We start from the raw sequence: 25,438 nt of genomic DNA, 5'->3' as shown, positions 1-25,438 counted from the left end.
TCCCGGCGTGTCGTTTCGGCGCATTGACTCAGACTGATACAGGTTCTAGTTTTCTGACTGATCGCATCGAAAACGGTGCGGCTCACCCGTGGTCGAGAGGTTGGCACACAATGCAGCGCAGGCATGAGGGACGTCGGATCATCGTCACGGGTGCGGGTTCGGGTATCGGGCGGAGCGTCGCCCTGCGACTGCTCGCCGAGGGCGCCACGCTGGTGGCCGCCGACATCGCCGAGACCGGCCTGAAGGAAACCGCGGAGGCAGCGGCGGCCGCCGACCGCGATCGGCTGCACACCGCCCGCATCGACATCGCCGACCCCGAATCGGTCCGCGCGGGCTGCGCGGCAGCGCTCGACACCCTCGACGGGATCGACGTGCTGGTAAACGCGGCGGGCATCATGCGCAGCGCACACACCCACGAGATGCCGTTCGAGGAGTGGAACCGGGTCATCGGCGTAAATCTCACCGGCACCTTCCTGATGTGCCAGGCGGTGCTGCCGCGCCTGATCGAGGCCGACCACCCGGTGATCGTGAACTTCTCCTCCACCGCGGCCTTCGGCTCGAATCCCTACATGGCCGCCTATTCCGCCTCGAAGGGCGGCGTGAACGCGCTGACCCACTCGCTCGCACTGGAATACGTCAAACACGGTCTGCGCGCGGTGAACATCGTGCCCGGCGGCATCAACACCGGCATCACCTCGGGCCTGCAACTGCCGCCCGACGCCGACTGGAACCTGATGGCCCGCCTCACCGGCTGGCTCAACAACGGCGCCCTCGGCGACCCGAAGGACATCGCCGGCGTCGTCGCCATGGTCGCCTCCGAAGAAGGCCGCTACATCACCGGCAGCGAGATCCGCGTCGACGGCGGGGCTTTGATGTAGGCCCCATCACTCGACAGGATCACTCACAGTATCCGACCCACCTGGTTCCACCGGCCCCGGACAACGCCGACAACAGGTTCGCGGCCCGTCTCGCCGGTCGGACGCGTGGCGGGTGCGAGGAACGAGTGCCCGACACGGGGCCGAGCGGTGAGACCTTCGGGGGCCGCGAACACGCCGCAGCGAAGCGGAGGCAGAAAATACAGTCACCCGATGCCCAGGCGGCTGGTGCAGGTGGGCCAGGCGCCCCAGCCCTGGCGGGCGCGGGTCTTCTCGGCGATGGCGATCTGCTCGTTGCGGGTCGCCAGGTCGGGACGCGGGGCGTATTTCAGGCCACCCTGGCGCGCCCAGGTGTTCTGATCGAACTGGACGCCGCCGAAGTAGCCGTTGCCGGTGTTGATCGCCCAGTTACCACCGGATTCGCATTTGGCCAGCGCGTCCCAGATCGCACCGTCGCGGACGGGCGGCACCTCGGTGCCCGGTTTGGCGCCCTTGCGGATGGTCTTGGGCTGCGACGGGACGACGACCGTGCTGGAGACCTGGTTCTTCCCCGCGACGACGCCGTTCACGATGGACACCGCATACGTCACGTCCTGCACGCCGGGCTTGCCGGGATTTTCCACGACCGTGCGATCCATATTCAGGGTCACATCGTCGACGTCCTTCTCCGTCGGCGGCAACGGCACCCGTTCGACCCGGTTCACGATCCGCTTGCGGGTCACGGTGACGGTCATCCCGTCGGTCAGCGGGGTGCTCGCGGCGGGCTCGACCGAATCCTGTTCGACCAGCGGCACACCCTGCACCTGCAGCAACTGACCCACCGTCGGCGCGGCGAGCCGCACGTACTTCGCCTTGCGGCCGTTGTCGGCGAGCAGCACGGTGTGCGGGCTGGTGATCGAGAGCGTTCCGCCGTTCAGCGGTAGCGAGGTCGGGCGGGACGGCGAGACGAATACGTCGTCGGGGATCTTCAGCTGGGACAACGCGTCGGAGACGGTGCTGGCGGTGGTCCACGCCATCTGCGGGGTGCCGTCGACCACCATGGAGACCTGGCGTCCGCGGTCGAAGGTGATGGTGGCGCCGTTCGCGACGGTGGAGGCGGCGGCCGGGGTCACCGCGTCATGACCGCCGATCCGGTAGCCCGCGGATTTCAGCACACCGCGCACGCTGCCCGCCATGGTCGTCAACGTCGTCGCATGCCCGTCGACGACGATGGTGATCGTCTTGCGGTCGATGATGGCCAGAGCCGCGCCCAGGATCAAAGTGATCAACAGCGCGGCGATCGCCGTGTAGAGCATCGGCGATCGTGACGAGTTGATCCGCGCTAGTGCGGACATCCGAAGCTCCGGCATGGTCACAATACGATAACGAGCAGGTCAGGGCCCGGTCGCTACATGTAGCCGACCAGGCGATTTCCAGATCACGAAGCAATATCGACAACGCTGGGGTGTAACAGGTGTCGCAATCGTAGTGACACCGGACACAATCGCGCATCTCGAGGCGTGTCGGTGTGACACATCCCACTGATCGTGCTGTAGCGGTCAGTCGCCGAGGCGATAGAGGCGTTCGGCGTTCGCCGTGGTCTGCCGGGCCAGCTCGGCCGGATCCTGCCCGCGCGCCTCGGCCAGGGCGCGCACGGTGTACGGCAGGCAATACGGTTCGTTCGGAGCACCGCGGAACGGGTGCGGGGTCAGGAACGGCGCATCGGTCTCGACCAGGATCTGCTCGTCGGGCACGAGCTTGGCAGCCTCGCGCAACTCGCGCGCGTTCTTGAAGCTGACCGTGCCGGAGAAGGACAGCACATATCCCTCTTCCACGCAGGCCAGGGCCATGTTCGCGGCCGAGGAGAAGCAGTGGAAGATCACCGTCTCGGGAGCGCCCTCGTCCAGCAGCACCGCCAGCAGGTCGTGGTCGGCCTCGCGATTGTGGATCATGAGCGGCTTGCCGAGCCGTTTGGCCAGGTCGATATGCCAGCGGAAGCCCTCGACCTGCTCCTCGATCCCGGCGCAGCCGTCGAGTTTGCCCGGCCAGTAGTAGTCCAGGCCGGTCTCCCCGACCGCGACGACGCGCGGATCGGCGGCCAGCGTCTCCAACTCGCGCATGGCCGCGTCGTCCAGGGCGTTCGCGCGGGTCGGATGCAGTGCGACCGCCGCGTACACCCGCGAATCCCAGTGCGCGGCACGGACCGCGAAGCGCGCGGCATCGAGGTCGTCGGCGATCGTGACGACCCGCCCGACGCCGACCGCGGCGGCCCGATCCACCATGGCGGCAACCGATTCCGCATCGGTCGCACCGCAGGCGTCGAGATGGGTGTGCGCGTCCACCAGCGGGGAGAGCGGTTCGGGCGGTTCGGGTGCGGGCCTGGAGCTAGACATGACTGCGGGGGATATTCACGCGAGGGGTCGAAGGCACGCGCATTAGAGTAGAGCCACCATGAGCGCATCCTCACGCCCCGCCTTCTACATCACCACGGCCATCGCCTACCCGAACGGTGCGCCGCACATCGGGCACGCCTACGAGTACATCTCGACCGACGCCCTGGCCCGGTTCAAACGCCTCGACGGGTACGAGGTGTTCTTCATGACCGGCACCGACGAGCACGGCCAGAAGGTGCAGCAGGCCGCGCGTGCGGCGGGCGTTCCGGTGCAGGAGTACGCCTCGCGCAACTCGGACGTGTTCGAGCGCATGGACAAGACGCTGGACATCTCCTTCGACCGGTTCATCCGGACCACCGACGAGGATCACCATGCCGCGTCCGTCGCGATCTGGGAGCGGATGCAGGCGCGCGGCGACATCTACCTGGACACCTACGCGGGCTGGTACTCGGTGCGCGACGAGGCGTTCTACACCGACGAGGAGACCACGGTCCTCGACGACGGCACGCGAGTGTCGAGCGAGACCCGCACGCCGGTGGAGTGGACCGAGGAGTCGAACTACTTCTTCCGGTTGTCGAAGTATCAGGACCAGCTGCTCGAGCTGTACGAGACGCGACCGGAGTTCATCGCGCCCGCGACGCGGCGCAACGAGATCGTCAGCTACGTCAAGGCCGGGCTGAAGGACCTGTCGATCTCGCGGACCACCTTCGACTGGGGCGTCCCGGTGCCAGGCGATCCGGCACACGTGATGTACGTATGGGTGGACGCGCTCACCAACTATCTCACCGGCGCCGGGTTCCCGAACACCGATTCCGCTGCGTTCCAACGGTTCTGGCCCGCGGACGTGCACATCATCGGCAAGGACATCACCCGTTTCCACACGGTGTACTGGCCCGCGTTCCTGCTGTCCGCCGGGATCGAACTGCCCAAACGCGTATTCGTGCACGGGTTCCTGTACAACAAGGGCGAGAAGATGTCCAAGTCGGTCGGCAACGTGGTCGACCCGCTCGCCCTGGTCGAGGGCTACGGCCTGGACGCGGTGCGCTTCTTCCTGCTGCGCGAGATCTCCTACGGGCAGGACGGGTCCTACAGCCACGAGGCGATCGTCGGGCGGATCAACTCCGATCTGGCCAACGAATACGGCAATCTCGCTCAGCGCAGCCTGAAAATGATTGCCCGCGACTGCAATTCGGCGGTACCCACACCCGGCGAATTCACCGCCGACGATCGCGAACTGCTCGACCGCGCGAACGGTCTGCTGGAGCGCTGCCGCGCCGAATTCGACCAGCAGCAGATACATCTCGCGCTCGAGGCGATCTGGCTGACGCTCGGCGAGACGAACCGCTACTTCTCCGCTCAGCAGCCCTGGGCCCTGGCCAAATCGGGCACGCCGGAGGATCTGGCGCGCGAGGCGACGGTGCTGTACGTGACCCTCGAGGTGCTGCGCATCGTGTCGATCCTGGTCCAGCCCGTCATTCCGGGTTCGGCGGGCCGGATCCTGGACCTGCTCGGCCAGACCGGCCGCACCTTCGCCGACCTCGCCACCCCGATCGAGGCGGGCCTACCCCTGCCCGCCCCCGAACCGGTCTTCCCGAAATACGTCGAACCCAAGGAGTGAGCTGTCCGGGCGGCGATACGCCGTCCCGCGGAAGCATCATCGGGCATCCAACGGTAGGGCGCAGTCGCGGACATCGCAGGTTGCGCCCTATTGCTTTGCCGCACAAGCACTCTCAGTCGCGCAACGACGAGGGCGCAACCTGTCGCGCGCGGCGAGCGGTTCCGGGCGTCGGGACACGAGCCCCGGCCGATCGCTCGGAATGCGCTCACCTGCAAGGCGTTCGAGCACCGCGTGCCCGTCGGCTCCCGGTATGCGAAGGCGGGCTCGCACCTCGGCCGGGCCGATCAGCTCGAACGGGCAGCCAGAACCGCGTCGTAGAGCTCCTTGCGCGAGACACCGTTGGCGGCGGCGACTTCCCCGCAGGCATCCTTGAGTCGAAGTCCCTTGGCGACAAGGGCTTCCACTCGGTCCACGAGGTCGGCGGGTTCGGCCGGCACCGGTTGCGCGCCCTCCAGGACGACGGTGATCTCGCCGCGCGCCCCCACTTCGGCCCAGTCCGCGAGTTCGGCCAGGGTGCCGCGCACGACCTCCTCGTAGGTTTTGGTCAGCTCGCGGCAGACCGCGGCGCGGCGGGACGGGCCGAGCACCTCGACGGCATCGGCCAGGCAGGCGGCCAGGCGGTGCGGGGCCTCGAAGAAGACGACGGCGCGCGGCTCGGCGACGAGACTGGTCAGCCACTGTTTGCGCGGTCCGCTCTTGCGGGGGGCGAAGCCGTCGAAGCAGAAACGTTCCATCGGCAGTCCGGACAGGGCCAGCGCGGTCGTCACCGCGGACGGGCCGGGCAGACAGGTCACCGGCAGATCCCGCTCGACACAGGCCGCGACCATCCGGTAGCCGGGATCGCTCACCGACGGCATGCCCGCGTCGGTGACCAGCAGAACCGTTCGCCCACTTGCGATTTCCTCCAGCAGTGCCGGAATGCGGGCGGCCTCGACGTGATCGTAGAAACTCACCACCCGTCCGGTGATCTCCACGCCGAGCGCCTTGGCCAGCGCGCGGGTGCGGCGAGTGTCCTCCGCGGCGACGACATCGGCCGAACCGAGGGCGTCGCGCAGCCGTTGTGAGGCATCGCCGATCTCCCCCATCGGCGTCGCCGCCAGCATCAACCGCCCGGTGCCCACACTGGTATCCACTCCGTCACCCTAGGCCCCACCCCACCTAGACTCGTCTGCGTGACCCAGCTGACGGACGTGCGACCGCCGCTCGGTGCGGGCCCCTCGAGTCCGGCGCCGCGGCGCCCATCCGCCGATTTCGGCCCGCTCGATCGCGCCCGCGGCTGGATCGTCACCGCATTCCTGACCGCGATCGCGGCGATCACCCGGTTCACGATGCTGAACTATCCGACCGATGCGGGCACGCCCGTCTTCGACGAGAAGCATTACGCACCGCAGGCCTGGCAGATGGTCACCGGCGGCGGCATCGAGGACAATCCCGGTTTCGGCCTGGTGGTGCATCCGCCGGTCGGCAAGCAGATGATCGGGCTCGGCGAGGCGCTGTTCGGTTATTCACCGCTCGGCTGGCGGTTCGCGGCGGCGGTGTTCGGATCGGTGATCGTGCTGCTGGTCATCCGCATCACCCGCCGGATGACGCGCTCCACGCTGGTCGGCGCGATCGCCGGGATCCTGCTGATCTGCGACGGCGTCACGTTCGTGTCCTCACGCATCGGCATGCTGGACATCTTCCAGGCCGGATTCGTGCTCGCCGCGTTCGGCTGTCTGATCGTCGACCGCGACGTGGTGCGCGAACGTCTCGCGCGCGCCGACGCCGAGGGCCGCATCGCCCTGGGCCAGTGGGGTCCGCGGCTGGGCGTGCGGTGGTGGCGGTTCGGCGCGGGCCTGCTGCTGGGCATGTCGACCGGTGTGAAGTGGTCGGGGCTGTACTACATCATCGCGTTCGGGCTGCTGTCGGTGTTCTTCGACGTGGCCGCGCGGCGCGCCTACGGGGTGGTGCGGCCGTGGGTCGGCACCATCGTGCGCGATGTGATCCCGGCGCTGTACGCCCTGGTCGCGATCGCGCTGCTGGTCTATCTGGGCACCTGGGGCATGTGGTTCGCCAGCGAGGACGGTTACGACCGCTACGCGGTCGGCAACGCGATCGGCACGGGCGGAACCTGGTCCTGGATACCCGACGCACTCCGCTCGCTCTGGCACAACCAGGGCGAATCGCTGAAATTCCATGAGGGACTGACCAATTCGGCCGGCAATCATCATCCGTGGGAGTCCAAGCCGTGGTCGTGGCCGATGGGCCTGCGGCCGATGCTGTACTACTACGCCGACAACGGCGTCTCCGGCTGCGGCCAGTCGGTGTGCGTGAAGGCGGTCATGCTGATCGGCACACCCGCCATGTGGTGGCTGTCGCTGCCCATGCTGGCCTGGGCGCTGTGGCGCACGGTGACCCGGTTCGACTGGCGTTATGCCGCGATGCTGGTCGGCTACCTGGCCGGTCTGCTGCCCTGGTTCATGGACCTGGATCGCCAGATGTACTTCTTCTACGCCGTTCCGATGGCCCCGTTCCTGGTGATGGGCCTGGCCATCGCCCTCGGCGAGATCCTCGGCCCCGCCCCCTTCGCCCGCGCCCCCAACGGCCACCGCTTCCTGCTCACCAGCGAACGCCAGAGCCTGGGCCTGCTCCTGGTCAGCCTCTACGTCGCCATCGTGATAGCGAACTACGCATGGCTCTGGCCCATCATGACCGCCCTGCCGATCACGGTGGACAGCTGGCACAACCACCTGCTGCTGCCCAGCTGGCGCTGAGAACCGGCGCCGCCCGGCCGGTCGAGGGCGGACGGGTGCGTCGCCGCGGTTTCGGTCAGTGCGGGTCACGATCCAGGCTCGAGGGCCGGTCGTCTGCCCCGGGTGCGGAATTCGCGGATCGGCTCAAGTCGAAGATGACCGTGCGCAATTCGCTGATGATCTCGTCGGTCTCGGCGATCAGTGGCTCCACCTTCGACCGGATGAGGGGGTGCCGGCTCGCCACCGAGGCGAGCAGGAGCCCGAGCCCGAACACCCGGTTGATCGTGCGGTCGTGCAGGTCGGCGGCCATCCGGGCATGCTCGTCGTACAGGGTCAGCGCGTTCTCCGCGGCCACCCGGTGATCGATGCTCGCGAGGAGGCTGGCGCGCATGTGATTGACCGCGTCGGCGATCGCGGCGATCTCGCGCGGCCCGTTCCGTTCGATCTCGAGGGCGTAGTTCCCGTCCGACACTGCCCGCAGTTGCTCGATCAGACGGGTGACGGGCCGGTTCACCAGTCGCGGCAGCAGCGTGAAGGCCGTCGCCACGATCACCAGCAGCAGCGCGATCGAGACGTAGGTCGCGATCCTGGCGATCCGCTGCGTGGAGGACACCCGCTGCAGTTGGCGTGTGGCCATATCGTTGGTCGCCGCCTGCAGCCGGGTCATCTCGGCGCGCAGGGTGTCGAACAGCCCTTTACCCTGCAGTGCCATGGACTCGATCTGCCCCTCGGGCACCGGGCCGGTCGTTCGAGCGGCGATCTCCGGTTGGGCGGCCGTCGTCTCCCAGGCGTTCGCGGCGGCCGTTACGGCATCCAGTGCCGCCATGGCATGGGCGTCACCGCGCAGAACCTGCCGCAGCCGGTCCTGCGCCTGCGCGGCGTCGGCCCGCCCCTGCGTATAGGGCTGGAGAAATACCGGGTCACCGGTCAGCAGGAAACCGCGTTGCCCGGTCTCCTGATTGACATAGGCGCGCAACAACGCCAGTGCGGACCGCTGCGCCACGAACACCCGGTCGTTCAGGTCGTTCACCGCGCGGCCGGCGACCACGCTGCTCGCCACGGCCGACGCGGCGGATACCCCGAACAGCAGCACGATCGTCACGATGATCGCCGAGAAGACTCGCAGTATCGACATTCGAATCAGCAAGACCGATCACCGCCGATCGCAGCAGAACCAATACGACACCCGGAACGTACCGGGGCCGATGATCTTGCCCTCGATTCTCCGACGAGCCGGATCGCCGGGCAATAGGGCGCCCGGCAGCGAACAGGCCGGACTATTCCGCCAGGGCCGCCCGGACATAGCGCAACGCGGCCTCGTCGTCGAGGCCCAGCCGCCGGATGACGGCGACGTAGTCGGTGGCGGCGCGGCCCGCGGCATCCTGGGTAGGGTCGCCGGAGGAGGCGATGAAGGAGCCGAGGCGGCCCCGGGTCTCCAGGACGCCGTCCTGTTCCAGTTCGCGGTAGGCGCGGGCGACGGTGTTGGGGGCCAGGCCCAGTTGGACGGCGAGGGCTCGCACGGTCGGGATCTTGGTTCCGGCGGTCAGCTCGCCCGAGCGGACGCGGGCGACGATGCCCTGCCGGAGCTGTTCGTAGGGTGGGACCGCCGAATGGTGGTCGACCGGGATATCCATGGCGCCTCTACATTTCGTCCCGGGCCAGCGGGCAGGACAGGCAGCGCGGGCCGCCCCGGCCGGACCCCAGTTCCGAACCCGGGATCGTGAGCACTTCGACCCCCGCGTCGGCCAGTCGGGCATTCGTATTCTCGTTGCGTTCATAGGCCACGACCACCCCGGGCGCGAGGGCCAGGGTGTTGTTGCCATCGTCCCACTGTTCCCGCTCGGCGGTGATGCCATCCAGACCGGTATCGATGACGCGCAGTTTGCCGATCCCCATCGCCTCGGCGGCGGCCGGGAGGAACGGCTCGGGTCCGCGCATATCCACCGAACCGTCGTCGCGGACGGCGATAGTGAAGGCGCGCAACGAATCCCGCACCGCCGGATACATCACCACCGCATCGGAGTCGACCATCGTGCAGACGGTGTCCAGATGCATGGTGGCACGGTTCTGCGCGATCGGCACGACCAGCACGGTGTGGGCGAGATTGTCCTCGAAAAGGCTGCGCGCCAACGCTTCCGCGCCCGCGGGCGAGGTGCGCTCCCCCACGCCGATGGCCACCACGCCCGGAGCGAGCAGCAGGACGTCACCACCCTCCATCGGCGCGGTATGCGATTCGTACGCCCGGCGCACGCCCAGGAACCGCGGATGGAAGGCGTAGATCAGATCGGTGAGGGTGGTCTCGCGGGCGCGAGCCGGCAGCGCGAGCGAGGTGATGGCCACCTTGCGGCCGACCCAGAACGAGGAGTCCCGGGTGAACAGCAGATTCGGCAGCGGATCGATGACGAAATCGGTGCCGTGATGCATGCGCCGCACCAGCGAGGTGGCGTCGGGCGCGAAGGGCAGTTCGTCGAATGTCATTCCCGCCATGAGGATTCGGGCCAGTTCCGGCGCGGGCACTCCGCGCAGATGAGCCTTGAGCTCCTCGGCGAGGGCGAATCCGATCCGGCGCGCGTCCACCGCCGAGGCGATGCCCATGCTGCGGCCCGCACCGCTGACGGCGAGGGTGTCGGTCAGCAGGTCCGCCAGCAGCAGCACCTCGACGCCGCGCCCGCGCAGCACCTCGACGAAGATGTCGTGCTCCTGCTGCGCCCGCTCCACCCACGGGATGGCATCGAACAGCAACTGGTCGTTGTTGCGCGGGGTGAGCCGCCGCAGTTCGTCGCCGGGCCGATGCAGCAGTACCGAACGCAGCGTCCCGACCTCGGATGTCACGGAAAACGGTCGCCCCTCCGGCACACCATCGGTTCCCATGATTCGACCGTAGTAGGCCACAGCGTCATTGGCACGGAATTGGCTGGGCGGGTGCTGCGACAGCGGGTGGAATCACCCGCGCGATTCCGGGCCGGACGCCGTATACCTCGAGTATTGTTGAGGTATGCAGCACACCACCTGGCAGGCCAAGGAGCTGACCCCCGGGCAACTGTCCGAACGTAGTGGAGTCGCGGTGTCTGCGCTGCATTTCTACGAACGCGAGGGCCTCATCAGCAGCCGCCGCACGAGCGGCAATCAACGCCGGTATCCACGGGAGACGTTGCGCCGAGTCGCCTTCATCCGCATCTCGCAGCGAGTCGGCATACCGCTCAGCGAGATTCGCGAGGCACTACACACCCTACCGGAGAGCCGCACCCCCAATCGCAAGGACTGGGAACGGCTGTCCACGATCTGGCGGCAGGATCTCGATCAACGCATCGAACAGCTGGTCCGCCTGCGTGACAGCGTCAGCAGCTGCATCGGCTGCGGCTGCCTGTCCCTGGCCAGCTGCCGCATCGTCAACTTCCACGACCGGCTCGGCGACCACGGGCCGGGCGCGCGGGTGCTGGACGTCAACCTGAACAGCGAATGCGGCCCGTCCTGCGACGAGCACACCGAAGCCTGCGGCGAGCAAGCCGGCGCCTGAGCGACCTCGATACCACGAGCACAACGCCCGGACACCCGCCCCGGACAAGGCCAACACCACGGTTAGAACGGTGAGACCCGCAAGGCCGCGAAAATGCCGGGCGGAGGCAATCGGACACAGTTCGCGGCCCGTCCCGCCCATCGGGCGCGTGCCGGGTGCGAGGAACAAGCGCCCGACACAGGGCCGAGCGGTGAGACCCCCGGGCCGCGAACATGCCGGAGCGGAGACGATCAGACACAGTTCGCGGCCCGTCCCGCCGATCGGGCGCGTGGCGGGTGCGAGGAACGAGTGCCCGACACAGGGCCGAGCGGTGAGACTTCGAGGGCCGCGAACCGCCGGAGCGGCGGCCGAAATTACCGCGCGTCCCCGCGACCGACGCGTTCGTAGATGCTGTTGAACCCGTCGTTGGCCCGGCGCATCACGATCTCGTACGGCCAGGCGAACTTTCGCGCCCACCAGTACCCGAATCGCACGTCGAACGAGGTGTGCACCAGGAAACTGTTGCGCTCGATCCCGCGCAGGATGATCGCGGCCACCTGCTCGGGCGTCTTGGCATGGCGCTGAAACTGCTTGATATACCGTTGGATTCGCGGATCGTCGCGATTCACCCCGGCGATCTCCACAGTGCGCACCAGCGGCGTGTCCACCGCGCCGGGCACGACCAGGCGCACCGAGATCCCGTGCCGCGCCAGATCGAAACGCAGTACCTCCGACAGCCCGCGCACACCGAACTTGGACGCGCTGTAGGCCGCGTGCCACGGGAGGGCCAGCAGGCCCGCGGCCGAGGACACGTTCACCAGCGCGCCGCCGCGTCCGGCCCGCACCATCGGCGGCACGAAATTCTCGATGACGTGGATCGGGCCCATCAGATTGACATCGACCATCCGCCGCCAGTGCCGATGCTCGAGATTCTCCACCGTGCCCCAGGCCGAGGTCCCGGCGATGTTCATCACCACGTCGAGACTGCCGTGCCGATCGTGCACCTCGGCGGCGAAAGCGGTGACCGCGTCGTAATCGGTGAGGTCCAGGGCCTCGGAGAGCAGCACCTTGCCGCCGCCGTCGCCGATGGCCCGAACCGTATCCGCCAGCCCGTCGGCGTCGATATCGGTCAGCACCAGCTGTGCGCCCTCCCGTGCGGCGGCCAGCGCCGTCGCCCGGCCGATACCACTGGCGGCACCGGTGATCAGGACATTCTTACCGCTCACGGATTTCAGGCGATCGTGCACACCGTTCCTTCAATGCTTCGTGCGGACGCCGAACCGATCCGCTGACCGGCGCTCGGCGCGCCCGACCTGTTGCCGTGCTGTCCAGGAGCATACGGGGTAGATCCGCGCGCGGGCCGGATCCGCTGCTATCCGCCCAGGACGTGCAGCATGCGGGAAACCGCCGCCGGCCAGGTGAACTGCTCCGCGCGGCTGCGCGCGGCCCGCCGCCGGTCGGCCGAGGGCCGCGCGAGCACCTCGGTCACCGCGCGCGCGAAATCCGCCGGATCGTTCGCCGCGACCGCACCGCATTCGGCGGTCACGATATCGGCCAGCGCCGAGGACCGGCTGGCCACCACGGGCGTCCCGGCCGCCAGCGCCTCGAGCGCGGCCAGGCCGAAGGTCTCGTGCGGTCCGGGAGCCAGCGAGACATCGGCGCTGGCCAGCAGGGTCGCCAGCCGGGTGCGTTCGGCGATGAAGCCGGTGAAGTGAACCGCCGGACGTCCATCGGGCAGCGGCGTCAGGCCGCGGGCCCGGCGCTCCAGCGATTCGCGGCGCGGACCGTCCCCGGCCACGATCAACCGCGCGTCCACGCCCTCGCGACGCAGCGCGCCGACCGCCTCGATGCTGCGATCCACCCGCTTCTCGACCGACAACCGGCCGCAATGCACCAGCAGCGGATTGCCCGCGGCGGCATAACTCGCCCGCAGCAGACCGTCGCGGCGATGCGGGGCGAACATCTCCAGATCCACGCCCAGCGGAACCAATTCGACGTTCGGCGCGTCGATCCGCGCGAACTCCGCCCGCGCGAACTCGGTCGTGCACACCACGATGTCGTAATCCGCGGCGGTTCGCCGGTTGGCCACGTCGGCGGCGCGGCGGGCCATCGGTCCGGGCAGCGCCTGGCCGAGCAGCCGATCCAGACGTTCGTGCGAGATCATCACCCCGGCCACGTCCCGCCGCCGCGCCCAGCGCCCGAAGCCGCGCAGCGTCAGCCGATCCGAAACCTCGAGCACATCGGGCCGGATGCCGGTCAGCACATCGGCCACCTTCCGCGGATCGACCGCCCGGTATCCGCGCGTCCAGGGAATCTGCAAGGCGGGCAGGGTTATTCGCAGCACTCCTCCGGGCAGGATCTGCTCGTCCCGCCGCGGTCCGGGCACGATCAACACCACCTCGTGTCCGGCGGCCGCATATCCCGAGCCGAGATGATGCAGCGCCGTACGTAGTCCCCCCGACCGCGGCCCGTAGAAGTTGGCCAGCTGAACGATGCGCACGCGCCGATCGTCCAGCGGCAGCCGGCCCTGCGGGGCAACGGCGCGTGAACAGGGGTGGAAGTATCGCCGACCGGCTGGTGCGGGCAGCCCGTGATGCTAGCGTTTCGCGGCCCGGGACACCCGGGGAAGCTCGAGATCGAGCGGAATCCGCCCGGCCGACAGATGTGTCTGCACGGCCTCGGGCGGCAGCGGCCGTGCGATGAGAAAGCCTTGGGCCCGATAGCAACCCAGCCCGACCAGGGTGCGCGCGGCGACCGCGGTCTCCACACCCTCGCCGACCACGCCGAGTCCGAACGACCCGGCCAGGCCGACGATGGATTTCACGATCGCCAGATCGTCGGTGCTCACCCCGAGCCGCTGCACGAATCCGCGATCGATCTTGACCGCGTCCACCGGCAGGGCCTTGAGGTGCGACAGCGAACTGTAGCCCGTGCCGAAATCGTCGATCGCGATCTGCACGCCCATCCGCTTGAGCCCGCGCAGGGTCAGCTGGGTGCGTGCCAGATCCTGCACCACGACGTGTTCGGTGATCTCCAGACAGACCGAACTGCCGTCGATGCCGTTGCTGCGCAGGGTGTCCTCGATCGACTCCACGAAATCCAGGCTCACCAGCTGCACCGGCGAGACGTTGATCCGGATGACGACATTGGAGGCCAGCCCCTGCCGCCGCCACTGCGCGAACTGCGAGCAGGCGGTGCGGATCACCCAGCGCCCGAGTTCACCGGCCAGGTTCGTCGCCTCGGCGACCCCGACGAACGCCCCCGGCGGCAGTAGCCCGCGGGTGGGATGCTGCCAGCGCACCAACGCCTCGAGCGCCACGATCCGGCCGGTGCGCAGATCTACCTCGGGCTGATAGTGCAGCAGCAGCGAGCCGTCCGAGACCGCGCTGCGCAGGTTGAGTTCGACGTCGTCCTGGAGTTCGAACTGGGCGCGCATGGCGTCGGTGAACACCGCGACCCCGTTGCCGCCGCCGGATTTGGCCGACAGCAGCGCGTGATCGGCCCGGCGCAGCACATCGGCGACGGTCGCCTCACCGGGAATCCCGACCGCCACTCCGACGCTCGCCGCGCGGCTGACCGACTCCTCCCCCACGGTGACCCGCCGGGCGATGAGCTGCTGCAACCGGGTGCCCTCTAGCTCGGCCTCGACCGCCTCCATGGGTTTGGCCGGCACGATGACGAATTCGTCGCCGCCGAGGCGCGCGATCATATCGGCCGGATCCAGGTGTTCGCGCAGTCTCGTGGACAGCGTGCGAATGAAATTGTCGCCCGCGGTGTGTCCGAGGAAGTCGTTGAGCGCCTTGAGCCGGTCCAGATCCAGGAAGAACGCCGCGACCGGCCCCGGGTTGCCCGGCTGCAGCCGCTCCTCCATGTACTCCAGCAGGGCCCTGCGGTTCGCCAGACCGGTCAGATCGTCGTGCATGGCGATGTAGCGCAGCCGCTCCTCGGCCTCCACCCGCGCCTGCAACTGGGCGAACAGCGAGGCGATCGCCTTGAGCACGTTGAGTTCGCGAGTACTCCACTCGCGGTCGCCCAATTTGATGAAACCCAACAGGCCGATCGGCGCGCCGCGGGAGAGCAGCGGGACCGCCGCGGAGGTCAGATCGGTGATGCCCGCCGTCCGGCGGGCGAGGTCGCGATAGGGGGTGAACGCCTTGCCGGGGCGCACGATGACCGGCTCGGTGGCGTGTTCGAAAGCCTTGAAGGCGGGGTCCGGATCGTCGAAGTACACGATGCCCAGCGGGTCCGGGTCGGGCACACACTGTCGCGGCGGCCACTCGGCGACCAGGATGGTGGCGCGACGCTCCCGGTCGGTCCGTCGCAGATAACAGAAGTCCACGTCGAAATGTTCGATCAGGCTTGCTAGCACACGCTCCGTCGCCGCCACCAGGGTGGTGGCGTCGACACCCATCAACTCCGAGGCGACCTGTGTCACCAGTGAGTCGAGTGTCCGCCGAGGCACCTTATCTCCGATCGCGTCAGCTGCGGGAACTCATACCCGGCACCGGGAACCGCCTGCTGCGGACCGTAGTGCGGGCGGCATACCTCAGACGGAACACCAACGCCATGATCTCATGGACAGGCCCGTCCGGTCGGCCCTGGAACCTGTACCGAAGTGACGCTAGTGTATCGGCGAACTCCGGGGAAATCCCTGCGAACACGGGGTGACGGGCCGCTTCGACTCTCATGAATTCCTACTCCGTTGCTGCGCGATCCCGCGCCCTACCGAGACCCTCCCCGGTGACGGCCGGATCGCGGCCGGTGTCCGGGGTTGGTCGCTAAGGCAGTATCCGTCATCGGGCAGGAATTGACCAGACATCCGGCAAATCTTCCGAAACCGGGGCATAAGGTCCTGAATTGTCCCTGGTCAAGACGGTGACTTTAGTAATCGGACGGAATGAGAAGACCGGTTGGTTCCAAAATGGCTACTCGGTAGCTATCTCCGCTGGTTACACCAGGATCGAGATGTAGAGCTCGACCTTCGGCCCGCGCCAGATCTCGATCTCCTCCCGGTAGGCCCGGGTGATCTCGGCCGAGGCGGTCGCGTCGTCGACCTGGGCCCACACATCCTCGACCGGATCGTGGTAGTCGCCATTGGGCTCGAACCGCGCGTAGACGCCCTTGGGAACCCGGACCAGCACATCGCCGGCCGGAATCGCGTCCACCGCCGGATAGTCGTAGCTGACCAGAACGTTGTAGTTTCCGGCCGGATCGGGGACGTACACGGTGTACAACGCCCGGTCGGCGCCGTCGTCACGATCGCGCAGCCGGTCGCGCAGGAATTCGATCAGCTCGCTGTTGCTCACCTTGAAGCTGGGCCGCACCCGCGGCACCACCAGGCCACCGTAGATCGCCTGGTCACGCAGTACGATCGTGTAACTCATCGCGGGTGGACCGCCAGATACAGATCGATCTTGTAGGCGTGTGGATAGCACTCCAGATCCCCGGTGTGAGTGCGCTTGATCTGGTTGTGCTCCTCGGCGTAAGCGATCTGAGTCCACAGATCGGTCATGATCTGCGGAAAGTTCCCCACCGAGGAAAACCGGGCATACACTCCCCGCGGTAGCCGCGCCACGATGTGCCCGCGGGTGACCTGGTCGAACGAACTGCACTGATATCCGACAATCTGCGTGTTGAACGTGCTCATATCCGCCGAATAGTCCGTATAAGCGCAGGCCAGAGGCCCGCCGAGCTCCTGATGCAGAACCGCGCCCCACGCCGCGTCCAGATCCCGGTCACGCAGTTCCCCGAGCGCGCGCTTGGGGCTCCGCACGGGCAGCCCGGCAACCCATGTCTCGTCCCGCTCGACGATCTCAAACTGCATGGATGACAACTCTTTCGAAGTATTCGCGCAGGCAGCGCATGCGCGGCCGGACCCGTCCGCCCAGAACCGTCATGCTATCAACCCGCCCTGTGAGACATATCCGACACGACCCCGCCCCCGCGCACCAACGTTTGCCACACCCCACTACCACCCGAGTCGCAAATTATCGGCAATTTCCCCACCCCAGCCCACATCCCACGCTACGACCCCCTCCGGCGTCACCCCCTTCGAACCCCTCCCCACCAGCCGATTCGGAGTCTCCCCCACCTACCTGCTACAGTTCTCCAACGTCGGTTCGGAAACGAACCACGGGGCTATAGCGCAGTTGGTAGCGCGTCTCGTTCGCATCGAGAAGGTCAGGGGTTCGATTCCCCTTAGCTCCACCATAGAGGCCGTACTCGAACCGGAAACCGAAAAGATGCCGGTCAAGGTACGAGTCTCACCAGAAGAAGAATCCACATCATGATCAGGGGTTCCCGCAGCGCGGGAACCCTTTTTCGTTGTCTGGCCTGCGGCGTGGAGCCTGGCGGCCCGATGGAAGTCGTCGAACGGCTGGTTGAGCTTGTCAGCACGTACGCCGTTCTCATCGAGGAAGAAGGCTTCGTAGAAGGTCTGGTTCATGAAGCGACGGGTGTCATCCGGTGAGCGCTCGTAGAGGCCGTGGGGGTCGGTGACGAGTTCGAGCGCCGTCTTGACGATTTCGACGCCGGTTGCGAGTTCGGCCGTGGTGCCGAGAAGACCGGATTGGACACTATGGCGTTCCATCTCGATCTTGCGGAGGCGTGCCTTGATCTTGCCCTGCGGAAGCTCGCCGTCAGCAGCGAGGTCGAGCAGGCGCTCCTCCTTGACATCCAGTTCTTTAAGTCGTTTGTTCAGTCGGGCGTTCATCGCACGGACGCTTCCCTGACGATCAGCCACAGCCTCGTCGAGCATGCGAGTCACGTCAGCGATGAACTCTTGTGGCAGGGCAAGAGTTCGGTAGTGGGCGACGATGGCGGCCTCGACCTCTTCGGCAGGGAGGTACGGCAAGTCGCATACACCATCTTGGCGGCCACGGCAGAGGAAATAGTTGTAGACGCCGCCACCCCGCCCCTTGGCCTCGGTGTAGATGAGCCGGCTGGTGCGCTCGTTGCGTTCGCAGCGGTCGCAGAACAGAGCCCCCTTGAGGTAGTGCTGAAGGACGCGATCACGTTGGCCGTTGGCGCTGCGGATGTTCATGACGTCTTGCACCCGGTAGAACAGCTCTGGCTCGATGAGCGGTTCGTGGCGGCCTTGATAGACCTCACCCTTGTACGTGACGTACCCGATGTAGTACGGGTCTCGGAGCATTCGATGCAGCCACTTGAATGTCACGGGCCGCTCCGGCCACCGGCTGTTGGCTCTGGCGGTCAAGCCGAGGTCAGCCATGGTCGCTTCGAGACGCTCCAACGTGTAGTCACCGCTGGCGTACAGCTCGAAGGCTTTCTTGACGAGCGGCGCACGCTTTTCATCAATATCAACGGTGTTGATCTTCTTGCCATCATGCTCGACCGTCACATTGAGATAGCCAAGTCGTGCTTGCCCGAGGGTGCCGCCGTTGATGGCTTTGTGGCGCATCTTCGTGGAGATGTCGAGACCCTGCAAAGTGTTTTGCAGCCCGTTCATGATGTCGAGCATGCCCTCCATCGCCACAGCGTGCGGGCCTTCGCCGAAGTCCTCCTTGGCGGACACGAGCCGGACGCCGATCTTTTGCAGTTGGACCTGCAAGATGGCGGCATCGAAGTGATTTCGGAAGGCACGCGAGCGCATATATACGATCAAGTACTCAATTTCCGGATGCTCTTGCAGATACTCCATAATCTCCCGGATGATCGGGCGCTGGTCGATCGTCTTGCCAGAGTAGCCAGGTTCAATGAATTCTTTTTCTACGTCAGCGTTTAGGGCTTCCGCCTTGCTGTTGTTATGATCGCGCTGAGTTGCAATCGAGAGCCCGTCTTCATCAATATCTGTCGCCGTATGTGTCTGACGTTCGGTGGACACCCGCAACAGTGAGATCGCCTTGTGCCTGCGAGTAGGATCGGTTTCATCGCTCCGTTGCGGCGCAAGGCCGCGTAGCAGATCAGCTGAGGTTCGTTTCTTCATAGTCATGCGGCTACCTCCATTTGCTTGTAAGTTGGCGACAGTTGTATGTACTGCCCGTGGTCAGTACGACAAAGATGTGAATGGCTTGTGCCACTATTTATGGGGAGACGGAGGATTCGCAGCCTAACTTTCATGGCGGCCAGGGAGACTCGGCAAGTGGCGGCCAATGCTTCGGGAGTACGCAGGCCATCACCCCACAGCTGATAGATGGACACTTTACTCATGAGCAGACAACCGGCGAAGTGGTCGCATATCCGCTCAATTTCTCGTTGGCTGAGGTTCTTGTAACTCGACTGGTGCGGCCAATCGAGTATGTGCTTGAGCTCATGGCAGATCGTAAAACGTTGGCGTGCTTCAGATTCGGTAGCTTCGAGCCAGATCATCCAGCGGCCGTTGTGGTAACGGCTGGCGCCGGAATGCACAGTGCCGCCAGGCTTTGTCTGGTGGCCAAAATTCTCACGGACGATATCGAGCCGTGTCAGGTTGAGAATGTCGAGTTCTTGGATAGGGCGATGACCCCACGCGGCAGCGAGGCGGTTGGCTTGCTGCTCGGCAATAACGATTGCCTCGCCGTAAGTGACGTCGCGCCGTGGCAGCAGTCTCCTTAGCGATGTCAGAGTTGGTGGAATATGGGCACGGTTCATAATGACCTCCTTTCCGGTCGCGATAGTGAGAAGTATGAGAATGTAAGAAAGAAGGGGTATCGGTGGGCTCAGGGTGGCCTGCTACCGGGCGCTACTGGGATGTCCCGCTGGTCCTGATTCGTTCTTCTTCAGTGCGTTGCACGAAGTCTTCGATTTTGGCAATGTCGCCGTCGGTCAGGTGGCGGTGTTTGGTGCGAAAGTACGTCGGTATGCTCGGGAGTGGCTGGCCTGTTGTCTCCCAGTGGGCTTCATAGAAATCTTCGACATCGACGTCGAGCGCGTCGGCAAGCCTTTCCAGCGTGGCTGGTTTAACGTGCGCGAGGATACCCGATTCAATCCGCCTAAGGTTGGTTCGGTCGATGCCGGAGCGTTCTTGCAAAGCATAATGGGTCAGCCCACGCTCTTCGCGCAGCGTCTTGAGCAATACTCCAAGCGGGGTCGTCTCTGATCCCATCATGTTGTCGTGTGAATTATTGCTCATGCGCTTCGTGCTCCTTTATCTTATTTTCTTACAATCTCCATTTCGAGGCAATAGTTACCTCGTGTGGAATGAACAACAAGCGCGTTCATTGCAAATCAGTTACTCACCTATCCCTCCTTATCATATTAATTGCGTATCAGGCGGAAGAATTGCGCTAATTCCGTGTTACAATTTCTGTCCGCCAGGTCAGTTCGCCACGTTTGTAGGGTGGAGGGCCGAGCGGATGCAGAGAGCGAACATGTCGCTCAATCTGCACCCTCCCGGCCCACTTGCCGAGCGCGAAGCTCTCGCGGTCAGCTATCCGACGTGGCCTCCTTACTCCGCCCGCGGGATCGAGCCGCGCCGCTGCTGGATGCTGCCTCCGGTGTGGTGCCAGGTGTAGCGAACAGGGTGGCGATGGCGTCGCGCCTCGCCGCGGCCTCGCGCTCGATTTCTGCTTGCACCTCTTCGGCGCGCGAGCGGAGTTCCGGATCGTCCTTCGCGCGCTCGATGTGCGTGCGGATGGCGATCAGGATTTCGTCGGTGATCGTCCCTTCCCGGAGCTGAGCGATAAAGCTCAGCTGGGCGTGGACATCAGGTTCCAGCTTGACCCCGAGCGTTTTTACGCTGCGGCCTTGCTGTTCCGGTGCGGACACGAGTCCTCCTCGGTGTTGGTGCGACTGGTGAATGGCCGTGTGCCGTTTCGATTCCCAGCCGCACGGCACCGACGAGGTGCCGACCTCTGACTACGCGGCCGGAGCGCCGGGGTGGGTGCCTTCGGCGTCGGGTTGCCGCTTCTGACGTTCGGTCGCGATGCGGTCGTTGGCTAGCGCGGCGAAGGCCGGATTGAGTTCGACTCCCAGCCACTCGCGTGCCAGCTCTTCAGCGGCGACGGCGGTGGTGCCGCTGCCCATGAACGGGTCGGCGACAATGCCGGGCTCGTTTGGCGCACGGCAATCGCAGGTGGGCCCGAGCGCTGCCCGCGAAGCAACGCCGCCGAGAGCCCGGATAACGCGCCGACGCCATGGCCGCCGGCATCGGGTGCAACGCGCCTCCGGACACCCAGCTTGGATTGCCCTTGAGGCCAACGTCATTGGGAACATGGCGTGGTGATCGCCACGATGGTTGGCGGTAGCAAGCTGCCAGACGTCGCCCGGGTTCTTGCCGAGCGGATGCCCGGCCAGTCCGGACGCCTTGAGGCTGTCGAGGCCGGTGGCGGTGTCGCCGTTGGGGCCGCGCCAAGCTTCCTCGCTGGGACGTTTCATACGGTACGGCTTAGGTGAGCGGGTCTTGTGCGGCTGGCGGATGGCGTCGAGGTCGAAAAAGTATGTCGGTTGCTTGGCCAACACGTAGATGACTTCGTAGGTGCAGGCCAGGCGGTCGCGCACGCTGATCGGCATTGGGTTGGTCTTGGCCCAAACGACTTTGTTTCGGATGATCCAGCCATCCCGTTGCAAACGCAGCGCCAGACGTTCGGGCGCCATCAGCAAGCTTTTTCGTGGGGCGCCTTGGGAGTGGTGAAACGAGTATGTGTCACCGAGATTCAGCCAGTAGGTGCCGGTGGGAACAAGGACACGGTGAACCTCCGCGCTGACAGCGGCGAGCCGCTCGACCCATTGCTCGACGTGGCTTTCGAGGCCGATTTGATCGTCGGTGCCGTAGTTGCGAAGCCGAAAGTACGGCGGACTGGTGAGCACCTGGTCAATGGAACCTTCCGGTATCTGACGCAGCCGATCGAGCGCGTCACCCAAAAGAATCTGGTTGCGTTCGAAGTGCCCTCCGTGGACGAGGCTAAGATGGGAATGTTTGGTCATATAGACGCTCCTTTCTGGATTATCGGCAGCACTTGTTCAGGTGCTGTCACATGGAAAATGTCGGGGTCAAGCTGACGGTCATTGTCGATAGCCTCTCGGAGCGCGGTGCGTCGTCGTTCCGCTTTGGCCTTGTCCTTGTGGGTCAGACTCCAGATCACCCAGGGAAATCCGCCCTCTTCTTGCTCAATGCCTTGGCGTCGATACTGCTCATACTCGTGGCATTTCTTGATCAGCGTTCGGATTGTTTCGTGGCCGAGGTCTACTTCGATGAACCAAGCGTCAACAAAGTCGCTGTCGGGAGTCGAAGAGGTCTCAAAGTAAGCGTCCGGCTTCAAGGTAGTGAGCGTGCCGCCGAGTCCGCTGTATCGTCGCCAGGCGGCCGGTTCAACTTCATGCCGCACAAGTTCGAGGGACTGGCCGCGCTGGGCAATCTCCAATTCGATCCGCAAATCGGCAATCGCTAAATGGTGATCAGCGAACCGCGCCGATGGTTCATGCCAGCGCCGCCGCGCGACGTCACCTGATTCAGTTCTCAGCAGGTGCTCTCCGGCAGCTGCCACATAATGCACCAGGCCGTGACTGCCCGCTTGCATGCCACCCACCCGTCGGGTCAACGTTTCGAGCAAGCCGGTTTTTCTTAGGCGGGCAAGGACTCGTTGCGTCCGGCGCAAGCCAGATATCGAGCCAAGATCATGGAAATGCAGCGCGCAAATCTGACTGACGGTCAAAAAGCGGTGTTCGGCAACCGAATGCAGGATCGCCCAGTCGCGGTCGCTCAGCTGATCGGCAAGTCGCTGCAGTTGGTGCTTGCCCACACGGTTCGCTGGTGGCGGTGTGGTGGCCGGATGGCCACCATCATTAGCGGGCGGAAAAGCGGAAGGAGATGGACTGGCCAGCGATGATGCTGGGGTGTTCGTTGAGGGGAAACGGCCAGCGATACGGCTACTGTCAGCCTCGGCGCTTCCCCGTCGCCCCACTGGTTCACCACTCATGACCGCCTCGCTTTCCGGCCCTGGTTGGCATTTGCTACATGCCCCTTGCCGTCCATGCCAGCCACCAAGTCGGCGAACCCGGCCTCAATCTCATCGAGCGGCTGGCCGTAGCGTTCGCGGCTGCGTCGGCGCACCTCGTCGGGGTCGCTGGTCCTCGGTGGTGGCGGCAGGGTCACCCCGGAGATCCACGGCTGTACGCTGTTGTCACGGATCAAACTTGCGTACACATGAAAGGCCGGAAGAGAGCCGAAATCTTCTGATGACAGGTCAGATTGACCGGCTGCCATATCTTTAGCGTCACCCGGCTGAAGCTGAAAGCATACTCGATTTCGGATGTTGTTTCTAAATGCCTCCAGCATCGCCTTTGGAAGCTGCGCCTCATGCTGGTGTGCGAGATGGTAGGCGCATTTGAGGCTGCGTACGACCGCCAACGATTCAGACAAATCGTCGGAGAAGCGCAGGAATTCCTGCACCTCATCGACATATACCATGACCGGAATGCGGCTACTTTCAGGCGTGCCCGCGCGTTCAAGGATTGCCTGGTACAGCTCATAAAGCACGGCGGCCGACAACAACTGCGCGGACTCAGGCCCGATAACGCCCTTCTGGAGCGGCACAAGCAGCACCTTTCCCTCATTAAGCACCTGGCGGATATTGAATTTCGGATTGCGTTGCGCGAGGACCGCGCGGAGCTGCCTTGTCATCAGCGGCCGGAGCTTGTTGGACAACGGTGCCGTGATATTCGCGACCGCTTCGGGCGACAGGCTGTCGAACCACTGCCAGAACGGGCCAGCGACATAGGGGTCTTCGCGAACAATTTGTTGTGTCAGAGAACGGCGAAAGCCGGGATTGGTGAGGAGGAGCGGAATCATTACCAGCGAGGCGTCATCACGCCGGGCCAGCACCTCCAGCGAATTTCGTAGAATATCGGCGGATCGGTGGCCGAGACTGTCACCATAAATCGAACGGAACATCGAGAAAAGCGAGTCGGCCACGACTTGAGGTGTTCTTCCGCCTCGATGCTTGCCGTCCAACGGATTGATACCGATTGGCGCGCTGTCCATTACGTCGAGGACGGCTACGTCGTCCATTCGGTACGCAGGAATGCGCTCCAAGATGTCGGCCACAAGGTCTTTCGGCTCAATGACAACGACGGGGCGGTTTGCTTCCAGATCCTGAACGATCAAATTGGTGAACAGGCTCGACTTGCCCACGCCCGGCGGCCCGAGTACCCAGGTCGCCCGCATCGCATCGGTAACGCTGTAGCCAAGCGTGCCCGTCACGCCGGGTGCGTTGGCATTGGCAATCACCCGCTCGCCCGCCAGTACGGCAGCTGACGGCCGGACTGGCTTCGGATGACGCGGTGGCTGGCCGGGGAAGGGTTCGTCGTGGTCGCGGTCGTTGATCGGCCAGGCAATGAGGCGTGCGGTCTCGACAACCGAAAGCTGCTGAGCTCGCGCGAACAGCGACCACGCAGTCCGCGGGCGGTTCAGCTTGGCCGGCTGCTCCGGGCGCAAGGTCAAGCGGACTCCCGGAGCTTCGACCGTATTCATCGCCGCCGCCAAGCCGAGCAACAGTGACCGCCGCCGCTCGGACGCACTAGCGTGAACGCCAATACGAAGCGTGGATATGAACCCGTGCTGGCCGACCTTCTCGGCAATGGCCTGCCGGGCATCGGCCCGGCGTTCCGGGAGAGTGCCATAGAGCACCTTGGACACTACGGGTTGATCATGCTGCGGCAGCTCAGCCGGTACTGAACGCGGGTGCCAACGTGGTCCGAGCACCTGTTGAATCACGAGCCGTTCGCCATGACGTACCGAGGTCAGCGCGTGGAGGATGGAGCGCGTGGAGGCCACCGCGTCGCGTGGGTCGATCGGGCGCACCGATGACAGCTTGAGCTTGCGCGCCACAGTGATCGGCTCGCGGTCGTCCGGATAGCCGACCACGACACTGCCTTTCACCAGCTGTTCAATTGCCGTCCGTACACCTTGAGCGTGGCGCAGTCGGGAGCCGATCAGGTACTCAACGCCGTCAGCGTCCGCGCGTGTTTCGAGGATGAGCTGAGGCGCGTGGGTCTGCGCTCCCCAGTGGCGCAGGATGGCGAGCGCAGTGGCCTCCGGAAACGGCGCTGGCCAGAACACCTGCTGCCACACGAGCGCATCCGCCGTAAGGGGCAAGGCTTGCTGGTCAGTCGTCATGACGGACCTCCGCCTGGCCGGAGCCACCCGAAGCCGGCGCCTGCCCGTCAGCGGACGACGCGGCCACGCGAGCGTCGCTGGTCGTCTCCTTCTCGGTGTCCATTTCAGCCATAGCCAGCGCGATGACCGCCCGACTGAGCTTGCGCAGATCGGGCGTTTTGCGCTTGACGCTGCGTACCGTAATTTCTCCCCGATGCCGGGTCTGACGATGTTTTCCCTGAGCCTCTCGGCGGTAATTGGGTCGATTAGTTTTTGACATCTCTAGTCCTCCTTCATGCGTATTAGTTGCTAT

At 65.3% G+C, this 25,438-nt stretch carries 23 protein-coding genes, 1 tRNA gene and 1 pseudogene; 6 read left to right on the top strand and 19 right to left on the bottom strand.

The window, feature by feature from the left end:
* The first annotated feature begins 110 nt into the window (after nucleotides 1-110).
* Entirely contained in the window at nucleotides 111-878 is a 768-nt protein-coding gene (locus AC5WS7_RS27800) for an SDR family NAD(P)-dependent oxidoreductase (RefSeq protein WP_495957760.1), read from the top strand.
* Between the two features lie 203 nt (nucleotides 879-1,081).
* Here AC5WS7_RS27800 and AC5WS7_RS27795 read toward each other — a convergent pair whose 3' ends face one another.
* Both AC5WS7_RS27795 and AC5WS7_RS27790 read right to left on the bottom strand, forming a co-directional pair.
* Nucleotides 1,082-2,209 (bottom strand): resuscitation-promoting factor, encoded by a 1,128-nt coding sequence (locus tag AC5WS7_RS27795; protein ID WP_495957543.1) that lies wholly within the window; start codon nucleotides 2,207-2,209, stop codon nucleotides 1,082-1,084.
* A 204-nt stretch (nucleotides 2,210-2,413) separates the two neighbouring features.
* Nucleotides 2,414-3,247, bottom strand: coding sequence for a TatD family hydrolase (locus tag AC5WS7_RS27790; protein WP_495957542.1), 834 nt, complete (start codon nucleotides 3,245-3,247; stop codon nucleotides 2,414-2,416).
* Between the two features lie 58 nt (nucleotides 3,248-3,305).
* Between AC5WS7_RS27790 and metG the strand changes: the two genes are divergently transcribed.
* Nucleotides 3,306-4,865, top strand: a complete 1,560-nt coding sequence (gene metG / locus AC5WS7_RS27785) for a methionine--tRNA ligase (RefSeq protein ID WP_495957541.1) — start codon at nucleotides 3,306-3,308, stop codon at nucleotides 4,863-4,865.
* 284 nt (nucleotides 4,866-5,149) lie between these two features.
* Here the strand turns inward: metG and rsmI are convergent, their stop codons facing one another.
* A complete protein-coding gene (rsmI, locus tag AC5WS7_RS27780; RefSeq protein WP_495957759.1) occupies nucleotides 5,150-5,968 on the bottom strand; it encodes a 16S rRNA (cytidine(1402)-2'-O)-methyltransferase in 819 nt (272 codons plus the stop codon).
* 69 nt (nucleotides 5,969-6,037) lie between these two features.
* Here rsmI and AC5WS7_RS27775 point away from each other — a divergent pair, with 69 nt between their 5' ends.
* Nucleotides 6,038-7,618, top strand: coding sequence for a dolichyl-phosphate-mannose--protein mannosyltransferase (locus tag AC5WS7_RS27775; protein ID WP_495957540.1), 1,581 nt, complete (start codon nucleotides 6,038-6,040; stop codon nucleotides 7,616-7,618).
* Nucleotides 7,619-7,673: 55 nt separating this feature from the next.
* Here the strand turns inward: AC5WS7_RS27775 and AC5WS7_RS27770 are convergent, their stop codons facing one another.
* The 3 genes from AC5WS7_RS27770 to AC5WS7_RS27760 form a co-directional block, all read right to left on the bottom strand.
* Entirely contained in the window at nucleotides 7,674-8,732 is a 1,059-nt protein-coding gene (locus AC5WS7_RS27770; protein ID WP_495957539.1) for a CHASE3 domain-containing protein, read from the bottom strand.
* Between the two features lie 142 nt (nucleotides 8,733-8,874).
* A complete protein-coding gene (locus AC5WS7_RS27765; protein WP_040827954.1) occupies nucleotides 8,875-9,231 on the bottom strand; it encodes a GntR family transcriptional regulator in 357 nt (118 codons plus the stop codon).
* A gap of 7 nt (nucleotides 9,232-9,238) precedes the next feature.
* Nucleotides 9,239-10,468: an arginine deiminase gene (locus AC5WS7_RS27760; RefSeq protein WP_495957538.1), complete on the bottom strand. Its 1,230-nt coding sequence runs from the start codon at nucleotides 10,466-10,468 to the stop codon at nucleotides 9,239-9,241.
* Between the two features lie 124 nt (nucleotides 10,469-10,592).
* Between AC5WS7_RS27760 and soxR the strand changes: the two genes are divergently transcribed.
* The gene (gene soxR / locus AC5WS7_RS27755; RefSeq protein ID WP_495957537.1) at nucleotides 10,593-11,114 is read left to right on the top strand and encodes a redox-sensitive transcriptional activator SoxR; all 522 of its coding nucleotides are present in this window, start codon (nucleotides 10,593-10,595) and stop codon (nucleotides 11,112-11,114) included.
* A 353-nt stretch (nucleotides 11,115-11,467) separates the two neighbouring features.
* Here the strand turns inward: soxR and AC5WS7_RS27750 are convergent, their stop codons facing one another.
* From AC5WS7_RS27750 to AC5WS7_RS27730, 5 genes are all read right to left on the bottom strand, one after another.
* The gene (locus tag AC5WS7_RS27750; protein ID WP_495957758.1) at nucleotides 11,468-12,328 is read right to left on the bottom strand and encodes an SDR family oxidoreductase; all 861 of its coding nucleotides are present in this window, start codon (nucleotides 12,326-12,328) and stop codon (nucleotides 11,468-11,470) included.
* A gap of 137 nt (nucleotides 12,329-12,465) precedes the next feature.
* Nucleotides 12,466-13,593 carry a glycosyltransferase gene (locus AC5WS7_RS27745; protein WP_495957536.1) on the bottom strand — a complete coding sequence of 376 codons (1,128 nt, stop codon included), beginning with the start codon at nucleotides 13,591-13,593 and terminating at the stop codon, nucleotides 12,466-12,468.
* Between the two features lie 96 nt (nucleotides 13,594-13,689).
* Nucleotides 13,690-15,504: a putative bifunctional diguanylate cyclase/phosphodiesterase gene (locus AC5WS7_RS27740; RefSeq protein ID WP_495957757.1), complete on the bottom strand. Its 1,815-nt coding sequence runs from the start codon at nucleotides 15,502-15,504 to the stop codon at nucleotides 13,690-13,692.
* A 538-nt stretch (nucleotides 15,505-16,042) separates the two neighbouring features.
* Nucleotides 16,043-16,477 (bottom strand): effector binding domain-containing protein, encoded by a 435-nt coding sequence (locus AC5WS7_RS27735; RefSeq protein ID WP_495957535.1) that lies wholly within the window; start codon nucleotides 16,475-16,477, stop codon nucleotides 16,043-16,045.
* Nucleotides 16,474-16,917: a GyrI-like domain-containing protein gene (locus AC5WS7_RS27730; RefSeq protein ID WP_495957534.1), complete on the bottom strand. Its 444-nt coding sequence runs from the start codon at nucleotides 16,915-16,917 to the stop codon at nucleotides 16,474-16,476. Before AC5WS7_RS27730 ends, AC5WS7_RS27735 begins: the two co-directional genes overlap by 4 nt.
* A gap of 310 nt (nucleotides 16,918-17,227) precedes the next feature.
* On the opposite strand from AC5WS7_RS27730, the gene AC5WS7_RS27725 reads away from it, so the two are divergent.
* Nucleotides 17,228-17,303, top strand: a tRNA-Ala gene (locus AC5WS7_RS27725).
* Between the two features lie 76 nt (nucleotides 17,304-17,379).
* Nucleotides 17,380-17,562 carry a hypothetical protein gene (locus AC5WS7_RS27720; RefSeq protein WP_495957533.1) on the top strand — a complete coding sequence of 61 codons (183 nt, stop codon included), beginning with the start codon at nucleotides 17,380-17,382 and terminating at the stop codon, nucleotides 17,560-17,562.
* 390 nt (nucleotides 17,563-17,952) lie between these two features.
* Here AC5WS7_RS27720 and AC5WS7_RS27715 read toward each other — a convergent pair.
* From AC5WS7_RS27715 to AC5WS7_RS27680, 8 genes and pseudogenes are all read right to left on the bottom strand, one after another.
* Nucleotides 17,953-19,038, bottom strand: a pseudogene (locus AC5WS7_RS27715) (recombinase family protein); the annotation flags it as partial.
* 2 nt (nucleotides 19,039-19,040) lie between these two features.
* Nucleotides 19,041-19,682 carry an ImmA/IrrE family metallo-endopeptidase gene (locus AC5WS7_RS27710; RefSeq protein WP_495957532.1) on the bottom strand — a complete coding sequence of 214 codons (642 nt, stop codon included), beginning with the start codon at nucleotides 19,680-19,682 and terminating at the stop codon, nucleotides 19,041-19,043.
* 91 nt (nucleotides 19,683-19,773) lie between these two features.
* Complete coding sequence (locus AC5WS7_RS27705) at nucleotides 19,774-20,163, bottom strand: helix-turn-helix domain-containing protein (protein ID WP_495957531.1); 390 nt, start codon at nucleotides 20,161-20,163, stop codon at nucleotides 19,774-19,776.
* Between the two features lie 293 nt (nucleotides 20,164-20,456).
* Entirely contained in the window at nucleotides 20,457-20,798 is a 342-nt protein-coding gene (locus tag AC5WS7_RS27700) for a hypothetical protein (RefSeq protein WP_495957530.1), read from the bottom strand.
* Between the two features lie 90 nt (nucleotides 20,799-20,888).
* The gene (locus AC5WS7_RS27695; RefSeq protein WP_495957529.1) at nucleotides 20,889-21,956 is read right to left on the bottom strand and encodes a DNA-methyltransferase; all 1,068 of its coding nucleotides are present in this window, start codon (nucleotides 21,954-21,956) and stop codon (nucleotides 20,889-20,891) included.
* A complete protein-coding gene (locus tag AC5WS7_RS27690) occupies nucleotides 21,953-22,948 on the bottom strand; it encodes a replication-relaxation family protein (protein WP_495957528.1) in 996 nt (331 codons plus the stop codon). The genes AC5WS7_RS27695 and AC5WS7_RS27690 overlap by 4 nt, the downstream gene beginning before the upstream one ends.
* Nucleotides 22,945-25,146 carry a type IV secretory system conjugative DNA transfer family protein gene (locus AC5WS7_RS27685; protein ID WP_495957527.1) on the bottom strand — a complete coding sequence of 734 codons (2,202 nt, stop codon included), beginning with the start codon at nucleotides 25,144-25,146 and terminating at the stop codon, nucleotides 22,945-22,947. The genes AC5WS7_RS27690 and AC5WS7_RS27685 overlap by 4 nt, the downstream gene beginning before the upstream one ends.
* Nucleotides 25,136-25,405 carry a hypothetical protein gene (locus AC5WS7_RS27680; protein WP_495957526.1) on the bottom strand — a complete coding sequence of 90 codons (270 nt, stop codon included), beginning with the start codon at nucleotides 25,403-25,405 and terminating at the stop codon, nucleotides 25,136-25,138. The genes AC5WS7_RS27685 and AC5WS7_RS27680 overlap by 11 nt, the downstream gene beginning before the upstream one ends.
* Between the last annotated feature and the right edge of the window lie 33 nt (nucleotides 25,406-25,438).

This window comes from Nocardia sp. PLKS1-43 (assembly GCF_059510335.1).
This window is presented reverse-complemented; position numbering and strand designations above follow the sequence as displayed.